Annotated in this window: 16 protein-coding genes; 7 read left to right on the forward strand and 9 right to left on the reverse strand. The window is 68.5% G+C overall.

Annotation, left to right across the window (positions count from 1 at the left end):
• Positions 1–228: 228 nt before the first annotated feature.
• Positions 229–735: an Rv0340 family IniB-related protein gene (locus CWS39_RS02185; protein WP_102141274.1), complete on the reverse strand. Its 507-nt coding sequence runs from the start codon at positions 733–735 to the stop codon at positions 229–231.
• A 217-nt stretch (positions 736–952) separates the two neighbouring features.
• Between CWS39_RS02185 and CWS39_RS02190 the strand changes: the two genes are divergently transcribed.
• From CWS39_RS02190 to CWS39_RS02220, 7 genes are all read left to right on the forward strand, one after another.
• A complete protein-coding gene (locus CWS39_RS02190; RefSeq protein ID WP_102141275.1) occupies positions 953–2,749 on the forward strand; it encodes an Hsp70 family protein in 1,797 nt (598 codons plus the stop codon).
• Positions 2,750–2,752: 3 nt separating this feature from the next.
• Positions 2,753–5,269 carry an isoniazid response ATPase/transcriptional regulator IniR gene (gene iniR, locus CWS39_RS02195; protein WP_102141276.1) on the forward strand — a complete coding sequence of 839 codons (2,517 nt, stop codon included), beginning with the start codon at positions 2,753–2,755 and terminating at the stop codon, positions 5,267–5,269.
• A 33-nt stretch (positions 5,270–5,302) separates the two neighbouring features.
• On the forward strand, positions 5,303–6,991 hold the full coding sequence (locus tag CWS39_RS02200) for an Hsp70 family protein (RefSeq protein WP_102141277.1): 1,689 nt from the start codon (positions 5,303–5,305) through the stop codon (positions 6,989–6,991).
• 80 nt (positions 6,992–7,071) lie between these two features.
• The gene (locus CWS39_RS02205; protein ID WP_102141278.1) at positions 7,072–8,640 is read left to right on the forward strand and encodes an Hsp70 family protein; all 1,569 of its coding nucleotides are present in this window, start codon (positions 7,072–7,074) and stop codon (positions 8,638–8,640) included.
• 218 nt (positions 8,641–8,858) lie between these two features.
• Positions 8,859–11,777, forward strand: coding sequence for a (Fe-S)-binding protein (locus CWS39_RS02210; protein ID WP_431306071.1), 2,919 nt, complete (start codon positions 8,859–8,861; stop codon positions 11,775–11,777).
• Between the two features lie 21 nt (positions 11,778–11,798).
• Positions 11,799–13,091, forward strand: coding sequence for a pyridoxal phosphate-dependent aminotransferase (locus CWS39_RS02215; protein ID WP_199177921.1), 1,293 nt, complete (start codon positions 11,799–11,801; stop codon positions 13,089–13,091).
• 159 nt (positions 13,092–13,250) lie between these two features.
• Entirely contained in the window at positions 13,251–14,519 is a 1,269-nt protein-coding gene (locus CWS39_RS02220) for a YibE/F family protein (protein WP_102141280.1), read from the forward strand.
• Here CWS39_RS02220 and rfbA read toward each other — a convergent pair.
• From rfbA to CWS39_RS02260, 8 genes are all read right to left on the reverse strand, one after another.
• On the reverse strand, positions 14,473–15,336 hold the full coding sequence (rfbA, locus tag CWS39_RS02225) for a glucose-1-phosphate thymidylyltransferase RfbA (RefSeq protein WP_102141281.1): 864 nt from the start codon (positions 15,334–15,336) through the stop codon (positions 14,473–14,475). The genes CWS39_RS02220 and rfbA overlap by 47 nt on opposite strands.
• The gene (locus CWS39_RS02230) at positions 15,336–15,704 is read right to left on the reverse strand and encodes a nuclear transport factor 2 family protein (RefSeq protein WP_102141461.1); all 369 of its coding nucleotides are present in this window, start codon (positions 15,702–15,704) and stop codon (positions 15,336–15,338) included. The genes rfbA and CWS39_RS02230 overlap by 1 nt, the downstream gene beginning before the upstream one ends.
• Before the next feature lie 18 nt (positions 15,705–15,722).
• The gene (locus CWS39_RS02235) at positions 15,723–16,475 is read right to left on the reverse strand and encodes a maleylpyruvate isomerase family mycothiol-dependent enzyme (RefSeq protein WP_102141282.1); all 753 of its coding nucleotides are present in this window, start codon (positions 16,473–16,475) and stop codon (positions 15,723–15,725) included.
• Position 16,476: 1 nt separating this feature from the next.
• Positions 16,477–17,787 carry a cytochrome P450 gene (locus tag CWS39_RS02240; protein WP_102141283.1) on the reverse strand — a complete coding sequence of 437 codons (1,311 nt, stop codon included), beginning with the start codon at positions 17,785–17,787 and terminating at the stop codon, positions 16,477–16,479.
• 38 nt (positions 17,788–17,825) lie between these two features.
• On the reverse strand, positions 17,826–19,145 hold the full coding sequence (locus CWS39_RS02245; RefSeq protein WP_102141284.1) for a UDP-glucose dehydrogenase family protein: 1,320 nt from the start codon (positions 19,143–19,145) through the stop codon (positions 17,826–17,828).
• Between the two features lie 123 nt (positions 19,146–19,268).
• On the reverse strand, positions 19,269–19,472 hold the full coding sequence (locus CWS39_RS02250) for a cold-shock protein (RefSeq protein ID WP_102141462.1): 204 nt from the start codon (positions 19,470–19,472) through the stop codon (positions 19,269–19,271).
• Positions 19,473–19,753: 281 nt separating this feature from the next.
• The gene (locus tag CWS39_RS02255) at positions 19,754–21,385 is read right to left on the reverse strand and encodes a DUF7159 family protein (RefSeq protein WP_102141285.1); all 1,632 of its coding nucleotides are present in this window, start codon (positions 21,383–21,385) and stop codon (positions 19,754–19,756) included.
• Between the two features lie 202 nt (positions 21,386–21,587).
• Positions 21,588–22,901, reverse strand: a complete 1,314-nt coding sequence (locus CWS39_RS02260; RefSeq protein ID WP_102141286.1) for an ammonium transporter — start codon at positions 22,899–22,901, stop codon at positions 21,588–21,590.
• Positions 22,902–22,975 lie beyond the last annotated feature (74 nt).

Here is a 22,975-nt window from a genome sequence, read left to right on the forward strand (position 1 = left end):
TTCAGGTTGTCCTTGGAAGGAGCTTTGTCACCGGGCCGCCCGGCGATCTGCTGACAACGTTATGGAGCCGGCGAGCCCGCCGGAACGGGGTCGGTACCCCTCCCTCGGCACAGGTGTGCTGGGGTCACCGGGTGATCCCCATTAGGGGATTAGGGGGTAGTTAGGGGATCGCTCTGTGTGCACGAAAAAGCCCCGCCGCACAGATGCGGCGGGGCCTTAAAGCGGACTTCAGAAGACGTCGAAGCCGGTGTCGCCGTCGAGCTGCTGGGCGTCCTGCAGCGGTTGCGCCCACGCCTCGGCGTCGTCGGTGGCCGACACGATCTCGTCGACCTGGGCATCGTCGATGACGCCGTCGAACTGTGCCGGTGTGTCGACCGGGATATCGGCGGTGAGGTCGTGGAGGCTGCCGTCGACCGACTGGCCGAGCGGTTGCTCGATGACCTGGCTCGCATCGTCGAACGCCTCGGCGGGCACATGATCGTTGAAGGCGTCGAACGCCGCCGTCGCCGCACCGCTGGCCCACACGTTGCTCGCCGCATCGTCGATGACCGCGGCGTCAGCACCCGACGTCGAGAACGACTCCGAAACGACCGGAATGAGGCTGGCCACGTCGGCGGTGGTCACGTCGGTGAGGTTCGCGTCAGCAATCGCCTGCGTCGGATTCTCCGCGTACGCCGCGGCCGCGGCAGGATCGCGTACCAGCGACATCACGAAGTCGAGTAGCGAATTTGCCATTGCCAAACCTTCTTCCCCAATACTCCCAATACTCAGTGGCTCGACTCGATGCTATCGACGGACGTCAGCGCGGGGATCGGTGCCGAACCCACCCCTGCAGTGACGCCATTAGGGGACTCGCCGTTAGGGGGTTTGCGCCACTAGGGGGATATCGGCGGTATGCGGGGGTTGAGCGGCTATCGTGAGGAACGGCCGAGACCGTGGGGGTGGTGTTGCAGTGACCGACTCACTGGGGTTGTCCATCGGGATGACCAATCTGGTGGCGGCCCGGATCGGTCGCCCGCCGGTGATGCGTCGCGCCATCCTCACCGTCTTCACCGACCGCGCCCCCGAAGTGGGGGTGCCCGGCGAAAACCCGAACCTCACCGCGCCCGGCCTGGTGTTGAGCGGTTTCGTCGACCGCGTCGGCGATCCGGTGCCGCTGGTGGCGGCCGACGGCTCGTCGCATCGCGGCGAACACGTGCTGGTCGAGGCGCTCGACGCGATGGCACGCACCGTCGGCGGCGGCGCCCCGATCGCGATCGCGGTGCCGGCGCACTGGGGTCCCGGGCCACTCGGCGCGTTGCGCGGCGCCCTGCGCAACAAGCCCAGCCTCGCACCCGGCGGGGTGCCCGCCGCGCTCATCCCGGATTCGTTCGCCGCGCTCGCGGCGCTGCAGGCCGCCCCCGGACTGCCCGGCGACGGTGTCGTCGTGCTGTGCGACTTCGGCGGCAGCGGCACCAGCGTCACGCTCGCCGACGCCGGCGCGAACTTCGACGCCATCGGCCAGACCGTGCGCCTGCACGACTTCTCCGGCGACCAGATCGACCAACTGTTGCTCAACCACGTCCTCGGGGTGATCGCGGCAGGAGGCCATGCGGATCCTGCGAGCACCGCCGCGGTGGGGTCGCTGGCGAAGCTGCGCGATGAGTGCCGTCAGGCCAAGGAGCGGTTGTCCGCCGAGACGGCGACCGTCATCCCCGTCGAACTGCCCGGCTTCAGTTCGGATATCCGCGTCACCCGCACCGAGCTGGAGAACCTCATCGCCGAGCCGTTGACGGGCGTGCTCAATGCGATCGAAGACACTTTGCAGCGCAACAACATTGCGCTCGCCGGCGTGACGGCGGTGGCCACCGTCGGCGGCGGCGCGGGCATCCCGATGATCACCCAGCGACTCTCGGCGCAGCTGCGGGCGCCGGTGGTGACGACCCCGCAGTCGCAGCTCAACGTGGCGGCGGGCGCGGCGCTGGTGGCCGACCGGGGGTTGGACGCCGATGCGCCCACCGGCATGGGGGCGGCCGCGGATGCGCCGACGGGGATCGCCGCGGCGGGCTGGGCGGCCGGTGCCGCGGGCCTCGCGGCGACGGAGTCGGCCGCCGACGGGGCGGCGTCCGCGACGTTCCGCGCGCTGGCCTGGTCGCAGGACGATTCGCCCGCGGGTGAGCCCGTGCCGTACACCGGCGAGGACTACACGTTCGACGCCGGCCCCACCGACGCCCGTCCGCCCGTGGCGTTCGCCCACGAAGAAGAGGGCTATCCCGGTTATCCCCCCGAGCCGGAGCCGCTGCCCTGGTACAATCGCCCGCCGATTCTGTTCGGCGCGGCAGCCGTCGCCGCCCTGCTCGCGGTCGGCGGCCTCGCTTATACGTTGACCAGCAGCACCGGTGACTCGACTCCGGTCACCGAAACCAGCACCACGTTGTCGGTGGGCCCGTCGCCCGCCGGCCCGCCGCCGGAGCCGATCACCACGGTGACCCAGGGCCCCGACGGACTGCAGACGACGACCGTGATCCAGCCACCGCCGCCACCACCGCGGACGACGACCACGACGACGTCGCCGACAACGACTACCACGAGTCCGACGACGACCACGACGACAACCACCACCACAACGACCACGACGCGCACGACCACGACGACCACGCGGACGACCACGACGACGACGCCTTCGCCCGAACCCGAGCCCGAGCCAGAACCCGAACCCGAGCCGCAGCCAGAACCGCAGCCCGAGCCGGAGCCCGGAGCGGGAGCTTGACCGATGGCCACGCCGGCGCCAGATCCGCAGACCGACATTCCGCCGGCCGCCCGCGAGGCCGTCGCCGCCCTGACCGCCGCGCCGGCGGAGCCGGTCAAGCTACTGGTCTGCGGCGGTATCGGCACCGGCAAGAGTTCGGTGCTCGCGACGATCCGCTCGGCACTGCGGGCCGCGGATTCGGCCGTCGTCACCCGGCCGCCGCGCGCCGGCGACCCACCTGACGCGGCGCTCGTCATCGACGACGCCCACCTGCTGGGCGACGCGGAACTCGACCAGATCGCCGAGCGGGTGGCCGATCCTGCGTCGACGGTCGTCGTCGCCTCCCTGCCGCTGGCCCACCACCCCGCGCTGCGCGCGCTGACCACCGCGATGGAGCGGGAGAACCCGGTGGTGTCGCTCGGTTCGTGGCCCGTGGCCGAGGTCAACCGCGCGGCGGCCGAGACGTTGGGCGAGCCGCCGTCCCCCGAGATCGTGCGGTCGCTGATGGTGGCGACGGCGGGGCTGCCGTTTCTGCTGCGCCCGGCGATCGCCGCGGCGAGGCCGAGCGACGACGAAGCGCCGGCGACGGCGATTGTTGCGGCCGCCAGGTACGCGCTGATCGAGCGGCTGCGCCGGTTGGACGAGCCGGTGCTCGACACACTGCTGCTGTCGTCGCTGAGCCCGGAGGTGGGGCCGGACGACGTCGCCGCCGCGCTGCGGGTCAGCGCTGAGGAAGCCCAGCGGCTGGTCGACCGGGCGCGTGCCAGCGGGCTGATCGAGCCGTCGCACAGCCATGCGTTCCTGCGTTCGGTACATCGTGCCGTCGCGCAGATCATCGGTACCGCACGCCACCACGACATTGAGATCTCGCTGCTCTGCTCTCAGGTTGAATTGTCAACGCTGTCAGCAGATCTCGCGTTGCGGATGGCCGAACACGGGCTGCGCGACGACCGGCTAGCGCAAGCGTTGGCCGACTTGGCGGCGAGCACCCGCGGGCAGCCGGCACGCGCGGCCCGGCTGTATCGCGCCGCCGCCGATGCCGGTGCGACGGCCTTGAGCGCGCGTCTCGCAGACGCGCTGGCCCTGACAGGTGACTGCGCGACGGCGGGGCGGCTGGCCGACGAGCTGCTCGGTTCGCAGGACGCCGCCGAACGCGCCGCGGCGGTGCGCATCGCGGCGAGCATCGCCGTGCATGACGGGCGCGCGGCCCAGGCCGCCGATCTGTTCCGGTGGCTCGGGCCGTATCCGGACGAATTCGTCAGTGCCGCAGCCGCCGTCGCGGCGGTCGCCACCGGCGATGTGGCCGCCGCCCGCGCCGCGTTGAGCGCGCAGAGTGCCGGGCCGCCGACGTCGACCGCGCGTGCCGCCCGCAGCCTGGCCGAGGGTCTGTTGTTGTCCCTCGACCAGCCCTTTCCTGTCGCGATCGCGAAGTTGGGTCAGGCGATCACCGTCGACCAGCAGTCACCCGGCGTCGCCCCCGACACTCCGGCGGCGCTGGTGACGCTGGCCGCGCTGCACGGCGGCGACGCGGTGCGGGCCCGCAGTGTGATCGGCCGCGCCGTCCGCGCCGGCGGTGACGACGAAGTCTTTGTCGCACACCGGCATCGGCTGCTGTTGGGGTGGGTGCGGATGCAAGACGGGCAGCTGCCCGCCGCCACAGCGGACGTGGGGTCCGTCAGCGAGTCTTCCTTACACCGACGAGATGCATTGTGGGCAGCGGCATTACAGACCGCGATCGCGCGGCGCAGCGGCGACAGCGGAGGAGTGCAGAAGTACTGGTATGCGGCGATGGAGGTGCTCGCCGAATACTCGATGGATCTGTTCGCGCTGCTGCCCCTCGGTGAATTGTGGGTTGCCGCAGCGCGAATGCGTCAGGTCGACCGGCTGCAGCACACGCTGGCCGAGGCGTTCGGATTGTTGGAGTCACTGGGCAATCCGGTGCTGTGGTCGGTGCCGCTGCACTGGGCGGGCGTGCACGCCGGCATCTTGGCCAATTCGCCGGAGGCGGTGGCCCCGCACGGTCAGGCGTTGACGGCCGCCGCCGCGCACAGTCCGTTCGCCAAGGCGCTGGCGACTGCGGGACGCACCTGGCTGCGGGTGTTGGCCAACCACATCGACACCGACGAGGTGACGGCGGCGGCGCGCTCGCTGGCGCAGTTCGGGCTCACGTGGGATGCCACCCGGCTCGCGGGTCAGGCGGCGCTGCAAACGCCCGATGCCCGGGTGTCGGGGGCAATGCTGCAGCTGGCCCGCGACCTGAAGCAGACCGTTGCGGTCGACGAGGCGCCGAGCGTCGAACCGGTGAGCGCGCCGCGCGCCGCGGCGCCATCGCGGCCGGCCTCATCGCGGCTGTCCGATCGCGAACGCGAGGTCGCCGAACTGTTGCTACTCGGTATGCCCTACCGCGACATCGGCAGTCAGCTGTTCATCTCCGCGAAGACCGTCGAGCATCACGTCGCCCGCATCCGCCGTCGGCTCGGGGCGGAATCCCGTTCGGAAATGTTGTCAATGCTGCGCGCGATGCTCTCGCCGCAGGCGTAGCGTCACGCATACCCCAACCGGGCGGTTTCTCCCATGAGTGACTCATTGGGCTTGTCGATAGGCGCAACGAATCTCGCGGCGGCGCGAGAGGGACACCCCGCGGTCATCCGCGCGTCGACGTTGACGCTGTTTTCGCACCGCCCTCCGGAGGTGGGCCTCTGCGGCGGGGATTCCGGGATTTTGCTGACCGGTTTTGTCGACCGGGTCGGCGACCCGGTTCCGTTGGTCGCATCCGACCGATCCACCCACCGCGCGGAACGGCTGGTCGCCGTGGCGCTGGACGCGATGACGTATCTCGCGGGGGGCCCGGCGTCCACCGCTGCGACGACGTATCCGGCGCATTGGCGCCCGCAGATGGTCGGCGCGTTGCGTAGTGCGCTGGCGCACAAGCAGTTGGTGTCTGACGCTGTCGCTGGGTTGACTGCGCTGCAAGCTGATCCGGGCCTGCCGTCCAATGGCGTCGTCGCGCTGTGCGACTTCGGCGGAACGGGCACCAGCATCACGTTGGCCGACGCCGCGGCGGGATTCACGCCCGTGGGCGAAACCGTCCGTTACGCAGAGTTTTCCGGTGATCAGATCGACCAGGCGATCCTCACCCATGTGATGTCGGGCATCGCCGACGCGTCCGACACCGATCCGTCGGGCACCGCGATGGTCGGTTCTCTGGCGCGTCTGCGGGCCGAGTGCCGGCTGGCCAAGGAACGGCTGTCGTCGCAGACTGCGACGCCGCTGGCCGCCGACGTGTCGGGGTTCCGCTCCGATATCCGTCTCACCCGTGGGGATCTCGAGAATCTGATGCGTGGGCCCCTTCTGGGCTTGGTCGAGGTGCTGCGGGAGACGCTGCAGCGCAACGGGGTTCGGCCCGTTGCGGTGGCGACGATGGGCGGTGGAGCCGCCATACCGCTCGTCACCGAATTGCTGTCGGAGCATCTGCGGGTGCCGGTGGTCACCACGCCTGCGCCGGAGTTCACCGCCGCACGCGGCGCGGCGGTGGTGGCCGCGCGTGGGCAAATCGAAGAGACGGCAACCGCTTTCGCGCCCGCTGTGGGTTCCCCGGAGACCGCGCTGGCGTGGTCGGAAGAGCCTGTGACGGATGCCGACATCACCGAGCCATATGTCGACGACTATGCCGAGCCGACGACGGATGCCCGCCCTGATGTGGTGTTCGCCCATGAGGAGGCCGTCGAAGAGGAGTCGGCGCCGTCTCGTCGTCCGCTCGTGCTCTTCAGCCTGGCGGCATTGGCGGCGCTGCTGGCCGCAGGGGCGTTGATCTACACCTGGCGCACACCCGAAACAGCCACCACACCGGTCGAGACGTCCGCCCCGTTGGCGCCGCCGCCGGCCGTCGCTCCCCCGCCTGCCCCTGCACCTGCGCCGCCGGCGTACACCCCGCCGCCGCGTCAGCGGGTGGTGACGCAGGCGCCGGCACCCCGTCAACGGCCCGCGGCACCCAAACCCGCGCCGGCGCCCGCACCTCCGGCCTCGCCGCCGCCCGCAGCGCCGCCGCCACCGCCTCCTGTGCAACAACCGCCGCCTGCACCGCCGCCCGTGATCCCGACGACGGAGATTCCGATCATTCCGGGGCTGCCGCCGGTGACCGTGCCGGTGATCCCTGGGCTGCAGCCGCAACAGCCGGCGCAGGAGGAACAGCCTCAACAGGAGCAGCAACCACAGCAGCAACAGCAGCCGCAGGAGATCCCCCAACAGGAGGTCGGCCCCTAACGGGCGTTCCCCTAGCCGCTTGGATTTGCGGAGGGCTGCACACCGATTCGCGGCTTCGCCGTTGTTCTTACGGTCGATCCATGTTGAATCTTGGCCTGTCAATCGGCGCAACCAACTTCGCGGCAGTCCGCCCCGGACAGCGGCCGGTCGTCGCGCCCTCCGCGATGGGCGTGCTCACTGGTTTCGTCGAGCGAGTCGGCGACCCTGTTCCCTTGGTAGCGCCCGACGGCTCGACGCATCGGCCCGAGGTTTTGGTGGCCGCGGCGCTTGACGCCTTGGGTCCATGCGCCGCGGACGCCGCGGTGGCGGTGCCGGCGCATTGGCGGCCCGCGGACGTCGACGCGTTGCGCGCGGCCATGCCGGGGCGATTGCTGGTGTCCGACGCTGTTGCGGCCATGACTGCGCTGCAGGCAAATCCGGGATTGCCGACGCACGGCGTCGTCGTGCTGTGCGATTTCGGTGGCAGCGGAACGAGTATCACCCTGGCCGACGCGGCGGATGGGTTCGCGCCGATCGGCCGGACCGTGCGCTTCAGCGAATTCTCCGGCGATGAGATCGACCAGGCGATCCTGGCGAGAGTCGTCGAGGCCAGCGGCACGGACCCGTTCGGCACGGCGATGGTCGGCTCGCTGGCGCGACTGCGCGATGAGTGCCGACAGGCCAAGGAGCGGCTGTCCGAGCAGACGGCGACGGCCATCGACACCATCCGGCTGACCCGTGCGGAACTCGAAGCGATGATCGATCAGGCGCTGGCCGGGTTCCTGCTGGCGTTGGATGAGACGTTCGCGCGCAACAACATTGCTTTTGGCAGCGTGTCGGCGGTAGCGACCGTCGGTGGCGGCGCCCGGATACCGCTGATCACGCAACGGCTTTCCGAGCATCTGCGCGCCCCGGTGGTGACGCCGATGTGTCCCCAGCTTGTCGCAGCCGACGGGGCGGCGTTGATCGCGCAGCGCAGCCGTGTCGTGGAGACGGCGACGGCAGTCGCGCCCAGCGTCGATTCCGTTGTCGGGACGACGGCCATCGACACTCCTGCGCTGGCGTGGTCGGAAGTCGCCGACGAGCCGATGTTCGTCGAGGACGAGCCACGCCCGGAGCTGGTGTTTGAGGAGGCTTCATACGACGACGAAGAACAGCATCGCCGCGGCCCGTTGCTCATCTTCGGCATGGCGGCGGCGTCGGCGATGATCGCATTGGTCGCGTTCGTCTTCACCTTGTCGAGCCGTGACGCCGTCAGCCCGGTGGAGGCGGCGACGACTATTACGTCCGCACCAGCCCCTGCGGTGTCGGCGCCCACTCCAGCACCGGCGCCGGCACCGCAGGTCACCACCGTCGTGCAACGCGTCGCGCCGGCGCCGCAGCGAGTTGCGCCCACGCCGCGGTATGTGGCGCCGGCGCCGCAACATGTGGAGCCCTCGCCTGAGCCGACGCCGCAGCCGTCGCCCGAGCCGCAGCCGCAGCCGGACCCGCAACCTGAGCCAGAGCCCCAACCGCAGCCAGATCCGCAACCGCAACCCGAGCCACAGCCTGAGCCCGAGCCGCAACCGGAACCGCAACCCGAGCCAGAGCCAGACCCGCAACCGCAGCCCGAGGCTGAGCCCGAGCCCGGCACTCCACCGATCGATCCCGGCGACGGCACCGGCGGCTAAGCGACCCGTTGCAACTAAGTAGAGGATTGAGGCCACTATGTGGCCCGAATCCTCCACCTAAGCGGCCGCCAATCTACTTAGGTGAGCCTTCGTAGCGGCGTTTCCCGCCGAGATGCAACTATGAGCAGGCATCAAGCATAAGTTACCGACGGGTAACTTAGAATAAGTTACTGTTGAGTAACTTACCAATACCGGGAGGCCTGCGGGTGGACACGCAAATGCTGATCAGACTGGTCATCGGCGTACTCATGACCGCGATCGTGCTGTTCTTCGCCGCCAAGCGCATGCTGTGGCTGACCAACCTGATCCGGTCCGGCCAACCGACCAGCGACGAGCGCGGCCGCAAAGACCACCTCGCCACCCGCATCACCACGCAGATCAAAGAGGTCTTCGGGCAAACGCGCCTGCTGCGGTGGTCGATCCCCGGCATCGCCCACTTCTTCACGATGTGGGGCTTTTTCATCCTCGCGTCGGTGTACCTCGAGGCCTACGGCCTGATCTTCGATCACGACTTCCACATCCCGGTCATCGGCCGCTGGGACGTGCTGGGCTTCCTGCAGGACTTCTTCGCCGTCGCCGTGCTGCTCGGCATCATCACATTCGCGATCATCCGCGTGGTCCGCGAGCCCAAGAAGCACGGCCGCGACTCCCGCTTCTACGGCAGCCACACCGGCGGCGCCTGGCTGATCCTGTTCATGATCTTCAACGTCATCTGGACCTACGCGTTGGTTCGCGGCGCCGCGGTGAACACCGGCGCACTGCCCTACGGCGACGGCGCGTTCTTCTCCCAGTTCATGGGCTGGGTGCTGCACCCGTTGGGACACACCGCCAACGAGTGGATCGAGACCATCGCGCTGCTGGCCCACATCGCTGTGATGCTGGTGTTCCTGCTGATCGTGCTGCACTCCAAGCACCTGCACATCGGCCTGGCGCCCATCAACGTCACGTTCAAGCGGCTGCCCGACGGCCTGGGCCCGCTGCTGCCGATGGAGTACAAGGGCGAGCCGATCGACTTCGAGGATCCTGCCGAAGACGCCATATTCGGTCGCGGCAAGATCGAGGACTTCACGTGGAAGGGCTATCTGGACTTCACCACGTGCACCGAATGCGGCCGCTGCCAGTCGCAGTGTCCGGCCTGGAACACGGGTAAGCCGTTGTCTCCCAAGCTCGTCATCATGGACCTGCGCGATCACATGTTCGCCAAGGCGCCGTACTTCCTCGACGGCAAGCCCGTGCCCGAAGAGGGCGCCGAGGAGCTCACCACCGCCGAGGGCGGCTTCATCGAAACCCACCACGACGAAGAGCACCACGTGCCGGAGTCGGGCTTCGGCCGCGTCCCGATGAACAGCCCCGAGCAGGCCACCCGCCCGCTGGTCGGCACCGCTGAGCAGAAGGGTGTCATCGACCCCGACGTGCTGTGGTCGTGCACCACCTGCGGCGCCTGCGTGGAGCAGTGCCCGGTCGACATCGAGCACATCGACCACATCGTGGACATGCGCCGCTACCAGGTGATGATGGAGTCCGAGTTCCCCGGCGAGCTCGGCGTGCTGTTCAAAAACCTTGAGACCAAGGGCAATCCGTGGGGCCAGAACGCCAAAGACCGCACGAACTGGATTGACGAGGTCGACTTCGACGTGCCGGTGTTCGGCAAGGACGTCGACTCCTTCGAGGACTTCGAGTACCTGTTCTGGGTCGGCTGCGCCGGCGCCTACGAGGACCGCGCCAAGAAGACGACGAAGGCCGTCGCCGAGCTGCTCGCGACCGCGGGCGTGAAGTTCTTGGTGCTCGGCGAAGGCGAAACCTGCAACGGCGACTCCGCCCGCCGCTCCGGCAACGAGTTCCTGTTCCAGCAGCTGGCCGCCCAGAACGTCGAGACGCTCAACGAGCTGTTCGAGGGCGTCGAGCGCGTCGACCGCAAGATCGTCGTCACCTGCCCGCACTGCTTCAACACGCTGGGCCGCGAATACCCGCAGGTGGGCGGCAATTACACCGTCGTGCACCACACCCAGCTGCTCAACCGCCTGGTCCGCGACAAGAAGCTGGTGCCCGTCAGCCCCGTCAGCCAGGACGTCACCTACCACGACCCGTGCTACCTGGGCCGGCACAACAAGGAGTACACCGCGCCGCGTGAGCTTGTCGGGGCGTCGGGCGCCAAGCTGACCGAGATGCCACGGCATGCCGACCGCGGTCTGTGCTGCGGTGCCGGTGGCGCGCGGATGTGGATGGAAGAGCACATCGGCAAGCGCGTCAACCACGAACGCGTCGAAGAGGCGCTGGACACCGGCGCGTCGACGATCGCGACGGGCTGCCCGTTCTGCCGGGTGATGATGACCGACGGCGTCGACGACGTCGCGGCGGCCAACGATCTGCCGAAGGCCGAGGTGCTCGACGTGGCGCAGCTGCTGCTCGGCGCGCTGGACAAGAGCACGGTCACGCTGCCGCCCAAGGGTGCCGCCGCCGAGGCCGCCGCCGCCAAGGCCGCGAAGGCTGAGGCCGCTCCGGCACCCGCGAAGGCCCCGGCCGAAGCGGAGCCGGAACCGGTCGAAGCCAAGACCGAGGCCCCGGTCGAGACCAAGGCGGTCACGGGGTTGGGCATCGCCGGCGGCGCCAAGCGACCCGGCGCCAAGAAGGCCGCTCCCGCGGCCGAGGCATCTGCGCCTGCGGCACCTGCCAAGGGGCTGGGTCTGGCTGCCGGGGCCAAGCGCCCAGGCGCCGCGAAGGCTGCGCCGACGGCCGAAAGCGCGCCTGCTGCCGAAACCGCCTCTGCGCCTGCGGCACCCGCGAAAGGCCTCGGCATCGCCGCCGGCGCCAAGCGGCCGGGCGCGAAGAAGACGGCCGCGGCACCCGCCGAAACACCTGCCGAAAAGCCTGCGGAGGCACCCGCGGCGGAAGCCAAGGCCGAGCCGCCAGTGAAGGGCCTGGGCATCGCCGCCGGCGCACGTCGGCCGGGCGCGAAGAAGGCGCCGGCCGCCCCGCAACCCGCCGCGGCGGAGCCGCCGTCCACCGCTAGCGAACCCGAGTCCACGGCGGTCGAGCCCAAACCCGCCGCGAGCACCGATGACAATGGCGAGAAGCCGCAGCCGCCGGTCAAGGGGCTGGGCATCGCGCGGGGCGCGAGACCGCCTGGCAAACGTTAACCGGACGTTCGTGCAAATTCAGTGGACGACGATGAGACCATGGTGAACGTGTCCACCCATCAGCTGCCGTGGCAGACCACGAGCCACCACCCGCGACAGCGCACGTTCACGCAGTCGACCAAACTGCAGGACGTCCTGTACGAGATCCGTGGCCCGGTGCACGAGCATGCCGGGCGGTTGGAGGCTGAGGGCCACCGGATCCTCAAGCTGAACATCGGCAATCCCGCCCCGTTCGGCTTCGAGGCGCCCGATGTCATCATGCGCGACATCATTCAGGCGCTGCCGTACGCGCAGGGGTATTCGGACTCCAAGGGCATCCTGCCGGCGCGACGGGCGGTGTTCACCCGCTACGAGCTCGTCGACGGTTTCCCGAAGTTCGACGTCGACGACGTCTTCCTCGGCAACGGCGTCTCCGAACTGATCACCATGACGCTGCAGGCGTTGTTGGACAACGGCGATCAGGTGCTGATCCCCGCGCCGGACTACCCGCTGTGGACGGCGTCGACGTCACTGGCGGGCGGCACGCCCGTGCACTACCTGTGCGATGAGACCCAAGGCTGGCAGCCCGATATCGCCGACATGGAGTCCAAGATCACCGAACGCACCAAGGCGATCGTGGTGATCAACCCGAACAACCCGACCGGCGCGGTGTACAGCCGCGAAATCCTCGAGCAGATCGCGGATTTGGCGCGTAAGCATCAGCTGCTGCTGCTCGCCGACGAGATCTACGACAAGATCCTCTACGACGACGCCAAACACATCGCGATGGCGTCCGTTGCGCCAGATGTGTTGACGCTGACCTACAACGGGCTGTCCAAGGCATATCGCGTGGCCGGCTACCGGTCGGGCTGGCTGATCATCACCGGGCCGAAGGAGCACGCGACCAGCTTCATCGAGGGCATCAGCTTGCTGGCCAATATGCGGCTGTGCCCGAATGTGCCTGCGCAGCATGCGATTCAGGTGGCGCTCGGCGGGCATCAGAGCATCGATGACCTGGTGCTGCCGGGCGGGCGACTGCGCGAGCAACGCGACGTGGCGTGGGAGAAGCTCAACGAGATCCCGGGGGTGTCGTGCGTCAAGCCGCAGGGCGCGTTGTATGCGTTCCCGCGGTTGGATCCCGAGGTCTACGACATCGTCGACGACGAGCAGCTGGTGCTCGATCTGCTGTTGCAGGAGAAGATCCTCGTCACGCAGGGCACCGGATTCAATTGGCCTGCACCGGATCACCTGCGCATCGTCACGCTGCCGTGGGCGCGTGACCTGGCCGCCGCGATCGAGCGGCTGGGCAACTTCCTGGTCAGCTACCGGCAATGAGGTCGTCACACGACGACTGAGTGTCGAGTGTGCAATCACTGCGTCGAGTGTGCAGTGACTGCGGGATTTTTCGAGTTTCGGCGCAGTGGCCGCACACTGAACGCAGTGAACGCACAGTCGATGCGACGACCCTGCAGCTTCGCCCCTTACCCTTGCCGGGTGACGCACTCGCACGCCCACTCGCACTCGCTGGACGGCCCGGCCCCGCTCGGCCCGCTGGCCGCCAGGATCGTCGTCGGCCTGCTGATCGCCATCGGCATCGCCGTCATCGCCGGCGCCGCCCTGCTATGGCCCAGCCAGCAGAAGGTCGACATCCCGCTGCCGTTTCAGAACGCCGCCGGCGGGGCCGTCACCACCGAAGCCGGCCACGTCCTTTCCAGCAGCCTGGCCACCTGCGGCAGCCCGTCCGTCGGCGCAGTGCTGACCGACGACCCTCTGCCCGCCCAGGGCGACGGCGCGCAGTGCGTGCAGACGCTCATCGCCATCGACTCCGGCCCCAACAAGGGCGCCAACACTGTCCTCGAGTTCAGCGGCGGCCCCGGCCAGCCCCAGCTTGTCGCCGGCGACGATATTCGCCTCAGCCGCCAGGTCGATCAGGCCGGCACCACCACCTACGCGTTCTACGACTACGAACGCGCCTGGCCCCTGGTCATGCTGGCGCTGGTGTTCGCCGTGGTGATCGTCGCGGTCGCACGGTGGCGCGGGCTGCGCGCGCTCGTCGGCATCGTCGTCGCATTCGCCGTGCTGGTGATCTTCCTGCTACCCGCCCTGCGCGACGGCGCTGCCGCCATCCCCGTCGCGTTGGTCGCCTCCGCGGCCATCCTCTACGCCGTCATCTACCTCGCCCACGGCGTCAGCCTGCGCACCAGCGCGGCGCTGCTCGGCACGCTCACCTCGCTGGGCCTGGCCGCCGTATTATCCTGGATCGCAATCAAATTCGCCCACCTGACCGGGCTGTCGGAAGATCAGAACAACGAAGTCGCCGCGTATCTCGGCAATGTATCGATCACGGGGCTGCTGCTGGCCGGGTTCATCATCGGCTCGCTCGGTGTGCTCAACGACGTCACCGTCACGCAGGCGTCGACGGTGTTCGAGCTGGCCGAGATCGAAGGCGCCACACGGCGAAAGATCTTCACCGGGGCCATGCGCGTCGGCCGCGACCACATCGCCAGCACCGTCTACACGCTGGTGCTGGCCTATGCCGGTAGCGCGCTGCCGCTGCTGCTGTTGTTCAGCGTGGCCAATCGGTCGCTGGGTGACGTGTTGACGAGCGAGAGCGTGGCCATCGAGATCGCGCGCTCCGCGGTCGGCGGCATCGCGCTCGCGCTGTCGGTGCCGCTGACTACGGGCATCGCCGCGGTGCTGGCAACACCGAAATCCGTTACCGCTCCAGTAGTTCGAGCAGATAGGCGCCGTATCCCGACTTGAGCAGGGTGTGCGCTCGCGCGGCCAGCTGGTCGTCGTCGATGAAGCCGACGCGCCAGGCCACTTCCTCCGGCACGCTGATCTTGAGGCCCTGCCGACGCTCGATGGTGCGGACGTAATCGGCGGCGTCCAGCAGTGAGTCAAAGGTGCCGGTGTCCAGCCACGCGGTGCCACGCGCCAACACCTCGACGGAAAGCCGACCCTGGTTCAGGTAGATCTGGTTGATTTCGGTGATCTCGTACTCGCCGCGGGCCGACTTCTCAAGGGAGCGGGCTATTTCCACCACGTCGTTGTCGTAGAAGTACAGCCCCGGAACGGCGTAGTGCGACTTCGGCGTCGCGGGCTTCTCTTCCAGCGACAGCGCGGTGCCGTCGGCCCCGAATTCCACCACTCCGTAGGCCGATGGGTTGGCCACCCAGTAGGCGAAAATCGCTCCGCCGCTGACGTTTTGGAATCTCCGCAAGCTGGTGCCAAGCCCTGGCCCGTAGAAGATGTTGTCGCCCAACACCAATGCTACCGAGTCGTTCCCGATGTGGGACGCCCCGATCACGAAAGCCTGTGCCAGCCCGTCGGGCGCGGGCTGCACCGCATAACTGATGTCGATGCCGAAAGCCGAACCGTCGCCGAGCAATCGGTGAAAGCTCGGCGCGTCGTCGGGCGTGGTGATCACCTGGATATCGCGGATGCCGGCCATCATCAACGTGGACAGCGGGTAATAGATCAGCGGCTTGTCGTACACCGGCACCAACTGCTTGGACACGCCCATCGTGATCGGGTACAGCCGCGTCCCCGATCCACCCGCCAGGATGATGCCCCGCATCAGCCCATCAAATCCTCTTCGGTGAGGTCGGTGGCGGCCAGCGCGGACTCCAGATCCGGATGCCGGAACACCGACGTCACGTGGTCCTGCACGACGCGAAACGCCGACGCCATCGGGGTGGTCTGGCCGTCGGCGGAGGTCACCTGCTGCTCGACGACGACCACGCCGTCGTGCACGTACATCCGGCCCGGCTCGGCCTTGATCCCGGCCGACTGGGCCCACTCCAGCAGGGCGGTATGACCCTGCGCGGCGCCGTTGGCGTCGCCCACCTCGATATCGTCGCTGGACAACCGGACCAGCGTGTCGAAGTCCCGCTCGTTGAGCGCGTCATGCCAGGCGAGAACGGTGGCCATCTCCGAAGTCGTCATGCTGGCAAGGTACGCCACTCAGAACGGCGTGCGCTCCAACCAGTCATCCCAGATGGCGTTGTCGCCGAAAACCTCGATGCCGGCCTCCGCACCAGAGCGCCGCCGCGTGATCGTCAGCAGCAGGTCCTTGGCCGGGCCCCGCAGCGCCACATCGCCCTTCGCGTGCGCATGCGACCAGTCCAGGCCTTCCTCGTCGCTGGTGATCTGCCATTCGCCGATGCCGCCGAGGTTGTCGTCGGTGGCGTGCAGATGCAGCGTCTTGCCCAGTTCCAGCGGGCGCTGGCCGCGCCGCTTGGTCTCGATGGCGACGCGTTCGATCCATTCGCTGATGGCGTCGGCGGCCAGTTCGGACGGCAGGTCGTAGTCGGCGCCCAGGGCCAGCGCGGCGTCGGCGCGATGCACCACGACCTCATGCACGCGCCGGCGGATCCACCAGCCCGCCGGGCGCGGGCCCAGGAACGTCCACACCCTCGCGTCGGAGCCAACGTGATCGACCGCCCGGATGACCAGCTCGGCGCCGTCGTTCAGCCAGTCGATCGCCGCGTCGGGGTCGTCGGGCGGTTTGCCCTCGGGCACCTCACGCGGGTCGGGCGCTTCGGAGAGCCGGTGCGCGACAATCTGTGCGGCCCAGCGATTCCCGCGCCCGACATGACGGAACAACTGTTTGAGCGTCCAGTCGGGGCAGGTCGGGACGGGCGTCGTCGGATCGGCCGTCCGGATGAGCTCGCCGAACGCTCGGGTCTGCTCGAGCAGTGCCGCTCGGAAATCCACGTCACGAACTTACAGCCGCGCGCGCCTTCCCGAGTGCGATCGGCAGCGTCGACCACCCATGCAGCACCCGGGTTTCGCGCCGGGCGCCCTCACCGGCCAGCCGCGCGTCGGGGAAGCGCTCGAAGAATGTGCGCAATCCGACTTCGCCTTCCGCGCGCGCCAGCGCCGCACCCAGGCAGAAGTGCCGTCCACCGGAGAACGACAGGTGCCGGCCGGCGTTGGCGCGTTCGATGTCGAAGCGATGGGGGTCGTCGAACACCTTGGGGTCGCGGTTGGCGCCGGCCAGGTGAATGATGACCAGCTCGTCTTGCCGCACGGGCGTACCGGCGATCTTAGTGTCCGTGCCCGCGATCCGCGCGGTCACCTGTACCGGCGAATCCAGCCGCAGGATCTCCTCGACGGCGTTGGGCCACAGCTCGGGGCGGGCAGCGAGCGTATCGAGATGCTCGGGCGCGTCGAGCAGCATCCTGATCCCGTTGCCGAGCAGGTTCACCGTCGTCTCGAAGCCGGCCGCCAGCACGAGGCCGGCCAGCGCCTGCAGTTCGCGTTCGTTGAGCGGTTCGTCGTTGTTTTCGTTGGCCACCAGCATCTGGCTCATCAGGTCGTCGCCCGGGTTGCGGCGCAGCTCCCGCAAGTGTGCGGTCAGCCAGCCCTGGAACCCGACGATGCCCTGATGCACCTGCTTGTACTGTCGCCAGGTCAGCCCGAAATCCAGGCTGGGCGCGGCGAGTTCGCCGTAGTGCAGGATGCTCGGACGCGCGTCGTAGGGAACGCCGAGGATGTCGCCGATGATCGCGACGGGCAGCTGCGAGCAGTACCGCTCGACCACGTCGACGACGGTGTCGCCCTCGATGTCGTCGAGCAGTTCGTTGGCGGTTTTCTCGACCCCATCCCGTAGCTTCGCCACCGCGCGCGGGGTGAACACCGACGACACCAGCTTGCGGTAGCGGGTGTGGTCGGGCGGGTCGACGGCCAGCAGCGACGGCGGTTCGATCGGGTGCAGCAGCCCGGTGTCGGTTTTCTCGACGACCCAGCGCAGCGGCCGGGGCAGCCCGTCACCGCCCGCAGAGGTGACGAGGAAGTCATCGGAGCGCAGCAATTCGGCCGCGACGGCGTGGTCGAACGTCAGCAGGCCCAGCATGCTGCGGATCATCGGGCCGCGGCCGCGCAGCTCATCGGCGAAGGCGGCCTGGTTGTCCTTCACCGTCGGGTCGGCGATCAGGCGTGCCTGCGGGTCGCCGCGACGGGCTCCGTACGCCGCGAGGCCGCGAACCACTCCGTGCAGGGCCAGCCAACGGATGCGTTGCCTCATGTTTTGAGCGTACGACCGCGCCCGCTGTTCTACAAGTGTCAAACAGTGGCCCGGCCGAGCGCGTACACCCGCCAGCCGGCGTCGTGCCACCGCGCGGCGTCGAGGCAATTGCGGCCGTCGACAACGACTTTGGCGCGCACGGTGTCGGCCAGCTCGGCGGGATCCAGCTCGACGAACTCGCGCCATTCGGTGAGCACCAGCACCGCGTCGGCCCGCTCGCAGGCCTCGACGACCGACGTCGAGTAGTTCAGCGTCGGGAAGAGTTTTTGGGAGTTCTCCAGCGCCTTGGGGTCGTAGACGTTGACGGTCGCCCCGTTGAGCTGCAGCATGCCGGCCACGTTGAGCGCGGGCGAGTCACGCACATCGTCGGACTCGGGTTTGAAGGCCGCGCCCAGCACGGCGATGTTGGCGCCCAGCAGCGAGCCGCCGCACGCCTTGGTGGCCAGTTCGACCATCCGGGTGCGACGGCGCATGTTGATGCTGTCGACCTCGCGCAGGAATGTCAGCGCATGGTTGGCGCCGAGCTCGCCGGCGCGCGCCATGAACGCGCGGATGTCCTTGGGCAGGCAGCCGCCGCCGAAGCCGAGGCCGGCGTTGAGGAAGCGACGGCCGATGCGGGGGTCGTAGCCCAGCGCGTCGGCAAGCAGGGTGACGTCGGCGTCGACGGCCTCGCACACCTCCGATATCGCGTTGATGAACGAGATCTTGGTGGCCAGAAAGGCATTCGCGGACACCTTGACCAGCTCGGCGGTCTGCAGATCGGTGACCAGGAACGGCACACCTTGATCGAGCAGCGGGGCATAGAGTTCGCGGACGGCTGCTTCGGCGCGTGTCGAATCTCGTTGCACGCCAAGGACGATGCGGTCGGGGTGCAGGGTGTCGTGGACGGCGAAGCCTTCGCGCAGGAATTCGGGGTTCCAGGCGATTTCGACGTCGTGGGACGCTAGCTTGCGCGCCCGCTCAGCGAGTTCGGCGGCGGTGCCGACGGGCACGGTGGACTTGCCGACGATGATTGCAGAGCGCTTCAGCCGCGGGACGAGCGTGTCGATGACGGCGTGCACGTGGCGAAGGTCGGCGCCGTAATCGCCCTTCTTCTGGGGGGTTCCGACGCCGAGGAAGTGCACATCGGCGTGCTCGGCGGCGTCGTCGTAGTCGGTGGTGAAGCGCAGCCGGCCCGCAGAGAGGTTGCCGTTGAGGACTTTTCGCAGCCCCGGCTCGTAGAACGGGATGTCACCCGCCGCGAGCTTGGCCACCTTGCCGGGGTCGATGTCGACGCCGACTACCTCGTGGCCCAGTTCGGCCATGCCGGCGGCGTGGGTTGCGCCGAGGTAGCCGGTGCCGAATACGGTGCATCGCATACTGCCTCTATAGGCAGGCGGAATGAGCTAACCGCTACGCGACACTGAGCGCCAGACCAACGGCAGATGAACCACAAACGCCCCATCAATCCGAAGATTGATGGGGCGTTGCGAGAGTCTGGGTTAGACGACCGTTACGCCGGTTGCCTGCGGACCCTTGGCTCCTTGCTCGACCTCGAACTGAACCCGCTGGTTCTCTTCGAGAGAGCGGTAGCCGCTCCCGCCGATTTCGGAGTAGTGGACGAACACGTCTTCCGCGCCGCCGTCAGGAGCGATAAAGCCAAAGCCCTTGTCGCTGTTGAACCACTTCACAGTTCCCTGTGTCATACAAATAACTTCTCTCATTTTCAGTGGATGTCAGGAAAACATCCACGTCAACCATATCACGGTCGAATTTTTTTCAATCTCGCCCGTGGGGCCGCACCCTGGCCCCTCGAGTGTGCGGCCACCGCGTCGAGTGTGAACCCACGACGCCATACGCCGACAAATCCCGCGGTCAGTGCACACTCGACGCGGTCAGTGCACACTCGACGAGCTGCCCGGCGAAACCGACGCAATGGTTGCGAAATGCCTTACGAGAGCGACCATTTCGTCGATCTCGCGACGGGCTAATTCTCGCAGAACACCAGGAAGCAGTTGCCTCCGCCCGAGCCGCCGCGCGAACCACCGCGGTCGTAGTCACCTGAGCCTGAGCCTGAACCCGATCGCGGCCATTCGCTATCCGAACCCGAGCCGCTACCCGAGCCCGGGTACTGCGGGCCCTGCGGATAATCCGGATAGTCGGGCCGCTGGGGGTACTGCGGGTACTCCGGCTCGTCGGGCTCCTGCCACGGCGGAGTCCACGGCGGGCGGGCCGGCGGATCATCGTCCTGCCACGGCGGCCGGAAGATCGGCGGCTGCGGCCGCGGCGCCACGATGACCGGCGGCGGGTAGTACGGCCGCGGCTGGTACACCCCCGGCGGGGTGAAGATCGGCGCGGGTGCCGGCTGCACCTGGACCGGCGGGGCCGGCGGCGGTGCCGCCGGAGCGGGCGCGGGAGCAGGCGGAGGCGCGGCGGGCGGAGGCGCGGGAGCGGGCGCCTTCGGCGCAGGTGCCGGTGCCTGCTCGACGTAGACGGTGCGCGGCGGCGCGGCGGGCGCTTGCTGCACCACCGGGATGGGCGCCTTGATGGTCTCAGGCGGTGGCGCCGCGGGCGGCGGTGCGACCGGTGCCGCTTCTCGCACCGGCGGCAGCGGGGCGGGCGCCTCGGAGCTCGGCACGATTGCGGCCTCGCCTGGGGCCGGCCGCTGGTCGACCGTCGGCCGGATGCTCACCGCGAGCGAAATCACAAGAGCCACAACGCCTACCACGAAGATCGACGTGAGTGCGCTGCCGACGAGCAGGAACGGCTTGCTGCCCTCGTCGATCGGCTCTTCGTCGGTGACCGGATCGAAGTCGGCCACCGGCTCGGCACCGACGGGCGCCAACTGGGTGGCCGCGCCGGCCAGCCCGGCGTAGGCACTGCCCGCGGTGGTCCCGTCGTCGGGATCCAGCGAGTAAGCCAGGCCGACGGTGGTGGCCTCGAGCGCCGGGGCATTCGCCGAAGCCAAAGCGGCGCCGCGGGCCAACGCGAGTTCGGGCTCCTCGGGCGCACTCACCGGCAGCGACACGAGGTGCTCGAGGTGCGCTTTGACGGAGCTGACGTCGACGCCCGAGCCGACGATGAACATGCACTGCGGTCGCGGTTCCTGCGCGTCGACGGCCGCGGCCATCTCGGTGAGGACGGCCATCGCGTCCTCGCTGTGCAGCGTGCGGCTGAGCACCTTGACGACCGACCCGTCGTCGGTCTGAACCACCGACAGCGTCGCGGTGTCGCGGTCGATGAACAGCAGCGCGGTGGTGTCGTAACCGACCGCGCGTCCGACCGCCTGGGCCAGGGCCGCGGCGGCGTGGGTTTCCGAAACGAGCATCACATCGTCGATGCCGCGGGCGGCCAGCGCGTCGCGCAGCTGCGACGCCTCGGTGTGATCACTCCATGTGACGCCGATGGACTTCAGATAGTGTCCGCCCGCCTCGGCGGACTCCTTGGTGCCGAGCACGGCGGCGATGACTTGTTCGGCCGCGCTCGACGTTGCCGAGCCCTCGACTGCAGAGATGTCGAAGACATCATGATCGACCGTGACACCGTCGGCTTTTTCGCCTTCGACCAGCACCATCCGGACCGTCGTAGGTGTCATCGACACACCTAATACGATCTCCACCGATCCTCCAATTGAGTTTGCTACGCTGCCTAGCCCGTCCTTGCACACCCATCTCGCACAAGCCAACAACTAGTACTTCATCGTCGCAACCAGCTCCGTCGTTACAAACGACGGCATTAGCTGATGGCTTCCGTCTTTAGACCCTACTCGGATAGACGGACAATCGCGCCGGCCAGTTCAATATCCAACGGGCTCTGCGGGATCAGCCCTCTTCAGCTGCCTCGGGTTGACGCCCGAGAGCGTCGAAAGATCCGAAGGATGAGGGCCGACGCGACGGCGTGTACCCGTGGACGCCCTCGGCGTAGGCGGTCTCGGCGTGCTGGGTGAAGTCGACGCCGGTGGTCTCGTCCTCGGCGCTGACCCTGAAGCCCATGATGCGGTCGATCACCTTGGCGATGGCATAGGACACGGTGAAGGCATACACCGCGACGACGACCGCCGCGAGCGCCTGCTTTCCGAGCTGGGCCAGCCCGCCGCCATAGAAGAGGCCCTCGGCGCCGCCGGTCATCACCGCGGTGGCGAGGAAGCCGATCAGCAGCACGCCGACGACGCCGCCGACAAAGTGCACGCCGACCACATCGAGCGAGTCGTCGTAGCCGAACCGGAACTTCAACCCGATCGCGAACGAGCAGACGATGCCCGCCGCCAGCCCGACGATCGCGGCGCCCAGCGTGTTCACCGTGCCGCAGGACGGCGTGATCGCGACGAGGCCGGCGACCACACCCGACGCCGCGCCGAACGTCGTCGGCTTGCCGTCGCGGATGCGCTCCACCGACAGCCAGCCCAGCATGCCGAGGCAGCCCGCGACGAGCGTGTTGAGGAAGACCGCGGCGGCCGTGCCGTTGGCGGCCAGCGCGGACCCGGCGTTGAACCCGAACCAGCCGAACCACAGCAGCCCGACGCCGAGCAACACGAACGGCAGGTTGTGCGGGCGCATGGCGTCCTTCTTGAAGCCGATGCGGGGGCCGAGCACCAGAGCCAGGGCGAGCGCCGACGAGCCGGACACGATCTCGACGACGAGGCCGCCGGCGTAGTCGAGCACGCCGAGTTCGAAGAGCCAGCCGCCGGGACCCCAGACCCAGTGCGCCACAACGGCATACACCGCGACGGCCCAGATCGGCACGAACGTCATCCAGGCGGCGAATTTCGCGCGGTCGGCGATGGCACCGCTGACCAGGGCGGCGGTGATGATCGCGAAGGTGAGCTGGAAGGTGGCGAAGAGCAGCTCGGGCACGGTGCCGCGCGCGGTGGTCGGGTCGATGCCGAGCATGCCGAAGTGGGCGAGGTTGCCGATCAGCCCGCCGGCGGCGTCCTCGGAGAAGGCGACGGTGTAGCCGAGCAGCAGCCAGGCCACCGTGCACAGCGGGATGGTGATGAAGCTCATCATGATCATGTTGAGCACGCCGGTGGTGCGGACCATGCCGCCGTAGAAGATGGCCAGGCCGGGCGTCATGAGCAGGACAAGGGCGGTGGCGGCGAGCAGCCAGGCGGTGGCGGCAGGATCGATCGCGTCCAATTCGGGCTCCCTCCAGGATCGGAGACGAGCATGTCGGCCGTGCGTTTCGGGGATGTTTCGGCGGCGTTACCGAA

The organism is Mycobacterium hubeiense (genome assembly GCF_002838065.1).
In the GTDB taxonomy this organism is placed as follows: domain Bacteria; phylum Actinomycetota; class Actinomycetes; order Mycobacteriales; family Mycobacteriaceae; genus Mycobacterium; species Mycobacterium hubeiense.